The organism is Komagataeibacter rhaeticus (genome assembly GCF_003207855.1).
In the GTDB taxonomy this organism is placed as follows: domain Bacteria; phylum Pseudomonadota; class Alphaproteobacteria; order Acetobacterales; family Acetobacteraceae; genus Komagataeibacter; species Komagataeibacter rhaeticus.
Map to the genome: position 1 here is coordinate 1 of NZ_NKTZ01000059.1, position 870 is coordinate 870.

1 protein-coding gene is annotated in these 870 nt (G+C 55.9%); it reads left to right on the forward strand.

The annotated features are described in order from the left end of the window. Positions 1-771: 771 nt before the first annotated feature. Positions 772-870: heavy metal-binding domain-containing protein (locus CFR78_RS16505; protein WP_338075358.1), on the forward strand; the 99-nt coding region annotated here is incomplete at its 3' end.

An 870-nucleotide genomic window follows, 5' to 3' on the forward strand; every position in this document is an offset into this window, starting at 1 on the left:
CGACGCCATCTGGTCCGGGGTTAACCCCGGACCAGATGGCCAACAGCAACGCCGTCAGAAGGGCGGCATAACAACAACCGGGTATAGCTTATCAAGCCCGCAAAACTGTCCGAACGGACGGGACCACCTCTGTCTTCGGGCAAACAGGAACGACCGTCTATGTCTCATATGAGGCGTAAGCGGTAGGTCTCCTTGGTGTGGACAAGCAGCCAAGCGATAGTCGACCCTCATGAGGCGCTCAGCGATCAAGTATCTGCCGCTAGGCGCAGACCGTCCAATTCCGACAGATCTCGACCAAACCGCGACGTTCGCTTTCGGTCCCGCGAACGTCTGCTCCTATAGAAGCTGCTCATCACGACTGCCGAATCACACGATGATCCATGCACCAATTTTGATCGTTCAGAAGCGTATCGCACGATGCAAAAAAAGCCGCCATTTCAGCTGCGGTGATAAGTAGAGATGATTTTGACAGGTTTTGGCACCTTACGTGCCGTCGTCACGATGTCCCCCCACATCCTTCTCAGTTCATCGCGCCCGACCTCTACGAACGCTTTGTACCCTATGCCTGGCGAAGGCGCTATGCTGTGCTGCGCGGGGAACGATTGAACCTGGTCGGCATGCCCGCGCCAGATGATTGGCTTCCAAATATTTGACGGGAGCGCTCCCTTCTTTGCGTTCATCCGTTGCGCCATCGGGAGAGATCGCATGTCAGGAAAACAGCAGATGGACGATCAGCATCCGTCCGCATCTGGCGCCATTTGGACCTGTCCGATGCATCCGGACATCAGGGAAGCGCATCCTGGGAAATGCCCGATATGCGGTATGACACTTCAGCCGATGAGCAGCCCCAGCAATATGGAGCCAATGAAG